This window comes from Bauldia sp. (assembly GCF_965232525.1).
In the GTDB taxonomy this organism is placed as follows: Bacteria; Pseudomonadota; Alphaproteobacteria; order Rhizobiales; family Kaistiaceae; genus Bauldia.
Window position 1 is genome coordinate 769,934 of sequence record NZ_OZ246980.1, and the last position, 7,567, is coordinate 777,500.

Annotated in this window: 7 protein-coding genes and 2 rRNA genes (1 of these 9 only partly in view); 4 read left to right on the forward strand and 5 right to left on the reverse strand. The window is 62.0% G+C overall.

Going from position 1 to position 7,567, the window contains the following annotated elements; translation table 11 throughout:
- Nucleotides 1-7: 7 nt before the first annotated feature.
- A complete protein-coding gene (locus tag ACO076_RS03675) occupies nucleotides 8-280 on the reverse strand; it encodes a hypothetical protein (RefSeq protein ID WP_421725382.1) in 273 nt (90 codons plus the stop codon).
- Between the two features lie 166 nt (nucleotides 281-446).
- On the opposite strand from ACO076_RS03675, the gene ACO076_RS03680 reads away from it, so the two are divergent.
- Together ACO076_RS03680 and ACO076_RS03685 are read left to right on the forward strand one after the other, a co-directional pair.
- Entirely contained in the window at nucleotides 447-1,274 is an 828-nt protein-coding gene (locus ACO076_RS03680; protein WP_421725383.1) for an oxidoreductase, read from the forward strand.
- Nucleotides 1,275-2,273 (forward strand): AraC family transcriptional regulator ligand-binding domain-containing protein, encoded by a 999-nt coding sequence (locus tag ACO076_RS03685; protein WP_421725384.1) that lies wholly within the window; start codon nucleotides 1,275-1,277, stop codon nucleotides 2,271-2,273.
- Between the two features lie 59 nt (nucleotides 2,274-2,332).
- On the opposite strand, the gene ACO076_RS03690 is transcribed toward ACO076_RS03685, so the two are convergent.
- The gene (locus ACO076_RS03690) at nucleotides 2,333-3,646 is read right to left on the reverse strand and encodes an endonuclease/exonuclease/phosphatase family protein (protein WP_421725385.1); all 1,314 of its coding nucleotides are present in this window, start codon (nucleotides 3,644-3,646) and stop codon (nucleotides 2,333-2,335) included.
- On the opposite strand from ACO076_RS03690, the gene ACO076_RS03695 reads away from it, so the two are divergent.
- Complete coding sequence (locus tag ACO076_RS03695) at nucleotides 3,623-4,183, forward strand: glutaredoxin family protein (RefSeq protein WP_421725386.1); 561 nt, start codon at nucleotides 3,623-3,625, stop codon at nucleotides 4,181-4,183. The genes ACO076_RS03690 and ACO076_RS03695 overlap by 24 nt on opposite strands.
- A gap of 6 nt (nucleotides 4,184-4,189) precedes the next feature.
- Here the strand turns inward: ACO076_RS03695 and ACO076_RS03700 are convergent, their stop codons facing one another.
- On the reverse strand, nucleotides 4,190-4,678 hold the full coding sequence (locus ACO076_RS03700) for a hypothetical protein (protein WP_421725387.1): 489 nt from the start codon (nucleotides 4,676-4,678) through the stop codon (nucleotides 4,190-4,192).
- 233 nt (nucleotides 4,679-4,911) lie between these two features.
- Here ACO076_RS03700 and ACO076_RS03705 point away from each other — a divergent pair, with 233 nt between their 5' ends.
- Nucleotides 4,912-6,270 (forward strand): mandelate racemase/muconate lactonizing enzyme family protein, encoded by a 1,359-nt coding sequence (locus ACO076_RS03705; protein WP_421725388.1) that lies wholly within the window; start codon nucleotides 4,912-4,914, stop codon nucleotides 6,268-6,270.
- Between the two features lie 827 nt (nucleotides 6,271-7,097).
- Here ACO076_RS03705 and rrf read toward each other — a convergent pair.
- Both rrf and ACO076_RS03715 read right to left on the reverse strand, forming a co-directional pair.
- Nucleotides 7,098-7,213 (reverse strand): 5S ribosomal RNA (gene rrf, locus ACO076_RS03710).
- Between the two features lie 58 nt (nucleotides 7,214-7,271).
- Nucleotides 7,272-7,567, reverse strand: a 23S ribosomal RNA gene (locus tag ACO076_RS03715) (it continues 2,457 nt past the right edge of the window).

Below are 7,567 nucleotides of genomic sequence, written 5' to 3' on the forward strand. Positions count from 1 at the left end.
ATCGACTTCATCTGCCTTTAGATCGATTCAGTAGCTCTCTCAATCGCTCGACCTCGGTGACGAGGCGCGGGATATCTTGCCGAGCGTGAGCGATGAAGTCTTGGTCCGCGACAGTAGCGCCGGTGAGGTAGATATCCTCGCCGCCGGTACGGATGAAGTCCGACCCACTGAAGCCTTCTCGGCTCTCAACAAATGAACTCCACGGGCCAGCTGTCGCTCGCATCGCGCGGGCCATAATCCTCCCAACATCCTCTTTGGTCATTGGATCTTCGTCATCCATGTCGTTCGCCATGTGCTGTTGAACGATCGTAGTATGAGGGCTTAGGCGGCGGATTACGACGAGCTCGCTTTAGCTGACGCTATCGGCGAGCGGGTTGGCGCGTTCAGCGAGTGCATCGGAAACCGAAGCGCCCTATCTCTGCTTCAACGAAAGCGGGAGCACTATCATGGCTGATACGAACAGGGTCGCGCTGGTGACCGGCGCTTCGTCGGGGATCGGCAAGGAGATCGCCAGGCGGCTGATCGCCGACGGGTTGACCGTCTATGCCGCCGCGCGGCGCACCGACAAGATGGCCGACCTCGCCGAGGCCGGCGTGACGGTGCTCGCCCTCGACATCACCGACGAGGCAAGCATCGAGGCGGTGGTCGCCGCGATCGCCGCCGCGCACGGCGGGGTCGACGTTCTCGTCAACAATGCCGGCTTCGGCCTCTATGGCTCGGTCGAGGATACCTCGATCGCTGATGCTCGCTACCAGTTCGACGTCAACCTGTTCGGACTGGCTCGCCTCACCCAGCTTCTGCTCCCGGCGATGCGCGAGAAGGGCGCCGGCACCATCGTCAACATCACCTCGATGGGCGGCAAGATCTATACCCCGCTCGGCGCCTGGTACCACGCCTCCAAGCACGCGCTGGAAGGCTGGTCCGACTGCCTGCGGCTGGAGCTTGCGCCCTTCGGCATCCATGTGGTGGTGGTCGAGCCGGGGATCATCGAAACCGCGTTCGGCGACGTGCTGATGGGGCCGATGCTGGAGCGCTCGGGCAAGGGCGCTTATGCCGACTTCGCCGACAAGGTGGCGAAGGCAACCCGGAATTCGTACGAACGGGGCGGCGGCTCGTCCCCGACCGTGATCGCCGACGTGGTTTCGCGGGCGGTCAAGGCGGGGCGGCCAAAGACCCGCTACGTCGCCGGTCGGCTCGCCTGGCCGATGATTCAGGTTCGCAAATGGCTGGGCGACCGTGTCTTCGACCGGATGGTGATGAGCGCGGTGCGCTAGATGGTCCCGAAGAAGTTCACCCTCGATCTCGGCTGGCGGGTCCTGCTCAAGGACCTTGGCATCGCCCCCGCCGACCTGTTGCGGCAGGCCGACCTGCCCGGCGATCTCTTGGCGCGGCAGGCGCCGATGCTGGCCGTCGACGAGTACTTTCGCTTTTGCGAGGCGCTCGGCAAGCTGCTCGACGATCCGGCGTTTCCCTTGCGCATCGGTCAGGCGGTGTCGGTTGAGGCCTTCAGTCCGCCGATCTTCGCCGCCTGTTGCAGTCCCGATCTCAACGCCGCTCTGGAACGGCTCTCCCAATACAAGCCGCTGATCGGGCCACTCAGCCTCGACGTCACCGTCGGCAGCCAGGAGACCCGGGCGATCCTCGGTGGGCTCTCCGGCGAGCAGCAACCGCCACCGGCGCTGATGGCGACGGAGCTGGTGTTTCTCGTCCATCTCGCCCGGCTCGCCACCCGCGAGCGGATCGTTCCCGTCGCCGTTCATGTCAAGGCGCCGCTTGCCGAAGCGGACGCATATGCTGACTTCTTCGGCGTTCCCGTCACCCTTGGTTCCTACGACGGCATCGCGTTTTCGGCCGAAGACGCAAGGCGGCCGTTCATGACTGCCAGCGATAGCCTGTGGGCGGTGTTCGAGCCGGAACTACGCGCCCGGCTCGGCGACCTTGGCATCGAAGCCGGCTTCCGCGACCGGGTGCGCGCCTGCCTCAACGAGATGCTGGCCGGCGGCCGCTGCACCATGACCGACGTCGCCCGGCGGCTGGCGGTGAGCACCCGCACCCTGCAAAGGCGGCTCCACGACGAAGGCACCAGCTTCCAGCAGGAACTCAACAGTTTACGCGAGGAGCTGGCGCGCCATTACCTCGCCAACTCGCACTATTCCGGCGCCGAGATCTCGTTCCTGCTCGGCTACAACGATCCCAACTCGTTCATCCGCGCCTTCCACACATGGACGGGACAGACCCCGGAAGCGGCCCGGCCGCAGAGCCGGCTGCAGTAAGGCGGCCACGGATCACGGCGGCGTCGCGGGACCTTCCGCGCTCACGCAGCGCCAAGACCTCACCGGAAATCGAAGTCGGCGAAGACCGCTGCATGGTCGGACCCGGCGTTGCGCCAATTGTCGATCCCGCGGAACGGCCGTACGCTGGGATTGCCGCCCTCAAGCGCTTCCGGTGCCATTCCGCGGCGCTCGATACCGACATTCATCAGAGCGTCGGCCATAGGATCAGACACCAGGATGTAGTCGATCTGATTGAACTCGTCCTCATATCGGTAGGTCCATCGCTGGTCCTCGGGTGGCCCGTACCGGGACGCCAGAACATCCGTCAGACCCCGTAAGTCCATAAGCGGAGAAAGCGGATCACTTTCCGGTGTGTCGTTGAGATCGCCCAATACCGCGACCCGCTGTCTCCTGAGGTCGTAGCGGTCAGCCAGAATCCGTTTCACTTCCTCTGCCTGCGCCTTTCTTCTTGCGTCTCCGCCACCGGATTTGCTCTTCAGGTGATTGGCCAGCAGGTAGATCGGTCCGAAGTCCGCCAGGATTTCAACCTCAAGACAGTCGCGCGAAAAGATGGGCCTTCCGCCGGCATCTTCCGAGAAGATGTTGGTGCGAACCGTTCCAATCGGATGTTTCGAGTAGACCGCAACGTCGATACCGCGGGGATCGGTGATGCAATCAATCAGGATGTTATAGGGGTAGAGCTTCCGTAGCCGGTCGGAGTTGAAGTCGTCGAGGACCGGCCTGCTCTCGACCTCGTTGATGCAAATGACGTCGGCATCAACTTCGGTGATTACGCGAGCGGTGTGTCGCGACGTATCGTCGGAAAACCGGTCGCGGTCATATGTCAGAAACCCGTGCCATTGATTGCTGCGGGTCGGCACCAGTTGATATGTTTCCTTGTGTCCGTCGCCATCGGCGTCGCGCTTGCGAAACAGATAGAAGCCGATGTCCGATCTCAGGATGTTGTAACCGATGAAATTGTAGAGCTCCTTGTAGAGGTCACCGGCTTTATTTCGATCCCTCGTACTGTAGGTGGGCTTTTTCAGAATCGCCTGCAACTCTGCAATCTTGACCATCTTTTCGTCGCCGGTCGCATGATTCGAGAAGTTGAGAACCTTCGCACGGCCAAACAGGTTTTCCACATTGTACGTCGCCAGCCTAAACGCCATGATAGTAACCCGCCTATTCTTGATTGTTGAATTTAGCATTTCAATCTTAGCGCAACTTGACGCCAACGAAAACCAAGGATGAGGGTTGGGCGAAGGCGTCACCAGAATGTCATGGGCGCCGGGAGCCTCAGCCCTTAAGTAAGGCCGAGCGACGACCTTCCGGCGACAAGGAGATGTCCGATGGCCTATGACGCGCTCCGCCAATCCCTGATCGATCTGTTCAAGGAAACGGCCGAGGCCCACCATACCGCTTTCGCCGCGACCGACGGCGCCGATCCGGACTGGCCGATGTGGTACGGCGAGCACCTGCGCGACCCGATCTCGAAAGTGCTCGGCGTCGACTTCACGCGCAGCGACCTGGTCTTCTGTCTGATGACCGCCGACCTTGAGCATACCGCGCGCGAATCCGGCGAGCCGTGGCAGGCGAGCTATGCCGACCACTTCATCGAACGCTTCGCCACGTCGGAGTCGCCGCAGAGCGATACGCTGGCGCTTTACATGACGCCGACCTGCCCGTTCTGCCGCTTGGTGCTGAACGCGCTGGAAGACCTCGACGTCGATATCGAACTACGGGACATCTACGCCGACCGCGACCATCGCGACGCGCTGATCGCGGCACGCGGCCGGGGGACGGTACCGGTTCTCCGGATCACGTCGGGCGACGAGGACCGGTGGATGCCGGAGTCGCGCGATATTATCCGCTACCTGCAGGAAACCTACGGACAGAAGGAAGCGGCGTGACCGGCCTCAACCGCCGAGCTCGCGGCTGTCGCCGGGCTCGATGACGAAGTTGCTCCATCGCATGGTGTTCTGGTCGATGCCGCAGTAGTAGCCGTCGCTGTCGCGGTAATAGCGCAGCTCGAGCTGGGTCCCGCCGGCGACCGTGGGCCATTGTGACCGGATGATGCCGTCGGCATCGACGGTCCACGTTCCGGCCTCCTCGCGATCGCCGATCCGTAGTGACGCCGTTCCGTCGGGCGCCAGGTAAAGCGCGAACGACTCCCGATCGTGCACGGTGCCGATCAGCGTGTTGCCGGCGGCTTCCGCGTTGACAGCCTCGGCGTCCAACATCGTGTGGTCCGGCGTCAGGACGAACGAATGTTCGTCGTTACGACAGTGCGGATCATCCGACGCCCGAGCCTTGCTGGCACCGCCAAACGCCGCCGCTCCGGCGATCCCGCTGCCCAGAACCCATCGGCGTGTTTTGTCTTCGGTTATCGTCTCCTCGGTGATCATCGCTCGGATCAGTCCCGTCGTAGCATACCGATGACGCAAGCCTTCAATCGGCCGGTGGCCGCTCTGTCGAGCCGCGAAGAACCGGGGGCCAAATGGATGGTGGTCGCCACAATGTCATTGTCGAGCGTTTTCCTGCCCCGTAAGGCTCGACGGGCGGAAGCAGGTCGGCTACTGAGAAGGGCCTGCATTCGCAGCGTCGCCCCCATTCCGCCATCAGCCGGTAGCCGATCCCCATGTCATCCAGTGCGCCCGAAGCAACCCTCGACCAGGTCAACACCAACTCCAAGCCGTCGGACCTCCGCATCACCGATCTGCGCGTCGCCGACATCGTCGGCGCGCCGTTCACCTCGTCGCTGATCAAGATCTACACTAACCAGGGGATCGTCGGCCTCGGCGAAGTCCGCGACGGCGGCAGCAAGACCTTTGCGCTGACGCTGAAGAGCCGGCTGCTCGGCGAGAACCCCTGCGACGTCGATCGTCTGTTCCGGCGGATCAAGCAGTTCGGCGCCCATGGCCGCCAGGGTGGCGGCGTGTCGGCGGTGGAAATCGCGCTCTGGGATCTCGCCGGCAAGGCCTATGGCGTGCCGATTTATCAGATGCTCGGCGGCAAGTTCCGCGATTCCGTGCGGATGTACAGCGATACCGACGCCAGCGTCCCAAGCGGCACCGAAACCGGCAAGCGGCTGAAGGAGCGCATGGCGCTCGGCTACACCTTCCTGAAGATGGACCTCGGCCTGGCCCAGATCATGGATGTGCCGGGCGCGGTCAACGCGCCGTCGGGTGTCATCGACGGCTTCCGCCAGCACGCCGGCCATATGCCCGGCAAGACCATGGAGGAGCGCCAGAGGCGTAACGCGGCCTACGATTTCAACAATGTCCGCCATCCCTTTACCGGCGCCCATTTCACCGAGAAGGGGCTCGACCTGCTCGAACAGTACATGGCGGAAGTCCGCGCCGAAGTCGGCGACGAGATCCCGATCGCCATCGACCATCTCGGCCACATCTCATTGAACGATGGCATCCGCCTGGCACGGCGGATCGAAAAGTACACCCCGGCGTGGCTCGAGGATGTGATCCCCTGGCAGTACACCGATCAGTATGTCGAGCTCGCGCGGAGCACGTGCGTGCCGATCTGCACCGGCGAGGACATCTACCTCAAGGAAGACTTCATGCCGCTGCTGACCTCCGGCGGGGTCGCGGTGATCCATCCGGACCTGCTCACCAGCGGCGGGATTCTCGAAACCAAGAAGATCGGCGACGCGGCCCAGGATCACGGCATTGCGATGGCGATCCACATGGCCGAAAGCCCGATCGCCGCGATGGCCGCCGCTCATGTCGGGGTGGCGACCGAGAACTTCCTGGCGCTGGAACAGCATTCGGTCGACGTCCCCTGGTGGGACGATATCGCCATCGGCCTGCCCAAGCCGATCGTCAAGGACGGCTTCATCACCGTGCCCGACAAGCCGGGCCTCGGCATCGACGACATCGACGACGCGGTGATCAGCCAGCACCTGCAGCCCGGCGCCACCGGCATCTGGGAGCCGACCGACCAGTGGGACGACGAGTGGTCGTGGGACCGGACCTGGAGCTGAGGTCGGCGGCCCTTTCGGTTCGGAGAAACAAAGCCGGCCTCAGGCTGAATGGATGCGATACGGCGAAGGTTGGCCGGGCATTTCGTCGGGCACCGACAACACCTGCCCGGCGCGGTTGTTAATTGTTACATGTAGTCTTGATGTAGGCATTATTCCTGTGAGCGGTCCCATAATTTTGACAGTTGCACTTAAATTCTAGCCCTGTGTTGGTCACTTTACTACATGAAACGTGTGCGGCGCCCGTACACGTCATCGTCATATTCTCGACTTCACCGCCACGACACTTTCCGATGAAGTCCTTCGTGGCGCTTTTTGCAACCCCATATGTGTAATCGCATTCGTGCCCGTCCGAGAGTTTACAATCGTACGTTTGTGGAGTGCCAACCGGCTCGCTCCCGGCATCTTCGGCATGGACTGAAGAGCCGTAAAGCGACAAGACTACCATCACCTTGAAGACAAGAGTCAGTGCGATCCGCATAGCTCGTACTCCTCATCCAGTCGGGCGTCCGCCAGACAAGCGGCCTTCTTAAGCAGTATGCGCCGGCCCTGGGGTTTCCGCAAACACAGAGGAACCGTGGCGGCGGCAAGGACCGTCGACAAAGTGAAATCGCGGCGCGGGTGACGACAGCCTCACCGGAAACGGCGGCATCGAACGGCGAGAACCGACGGGCTTTATGATCAGCCGAAAATCGACCCCCAAGGCAGACGGCCGCCTCGACAACGCAAGAGTCGTCCCAACGATTGCTCGCTGAGACGAGTTACATTGTTTGATAGGGGAAAGCATCGCGAAGAGAGAAATCGAAGAAGCGTTTGTCTGTGCTTGGCAGGCTTGGCAGCGACCTACTTTCCCGCGTCTTGAGACGAAGTATCATCGGCGCAGAGGAGTTTAACGGCCGAGTTCGGAATGGGATCGGGTTTTGGGCTCCCCGCAAGAACCACCAAGCCGGCGAAGCACAGACGCTGGTCTCGCTCCTGTCCCAAGGCGGACATGGATAATGAGAGTGATCAAGCCAATCGAGCGATTAGTACCGGTAAGCTTCATGCGTTGCCGCACTTCCACACCCGGCCTATCAACGTGGTGGTCTTCCACGGCTCTCAAGGGAGAAATCGTTTCGAGGTGGGTTTCCCGCTTAGATGCTTTCAGCGGTTATCCCTTCCGTATTTAGCTACCCTGCTATGCGGCTGGCGCCACAACAGGTCCACCAGAGATACGTCCATCCCGGTCCTCTCGTACTAAGGACAGATCCTCTCAATTCTCCTACACCCACGGCAGATAGGGACCGAACTGTCTCACGAC

What these genes read in the sequence shown, in the direction of transcription:
- ACO076_RS03675 (WP_421725382.1), bottom strand. Translation starts at nt 280, where the DNA reads ATGGATGACGAAGATCCAATGACCAAAGAGGATGTTGGGAGGATTATG.
- ACO076_RS03680 (WP_421725383.1), top strand. Translation starts at nt 447, where the DNA reads ATGGCTGATACGAACAGGGTCGCGCTGGTGACCGGCGCTTCGTCGGGG.
- ACO076_RS03685 (WP_421725384.1), top strand. Translation starts at nt 1,275, where the DNA reads ATGGTCCCGAAGAAGTTCACCCTCGATCTCGGCTGGCGGGTCCTGCTC.
- ACO076_RS03695 (WP_421725386.1), top strand. Translation starts at nt 3,623, where the DNA reads ATGGCCTATGACGCGCTCCGCCAATCCCTGATCGATCTGTTCAAGGAA.
- ACO076_RS03700 (WP_421725387.1), bottom strand. Translation starts at nt 4,678, where the DNA reads ATGATCACCGAGGAGACGATAACCGAAGACAAAACACGCCGATGGGTT.
- ACO076_RS03705 (WP_421725388.1), top strand. Translation starts at nt 4,912, where the DNA reads ATGTCATCCAGTGCGCCCGAAGCAACCCTCGACCAGGTCAACACCAAC.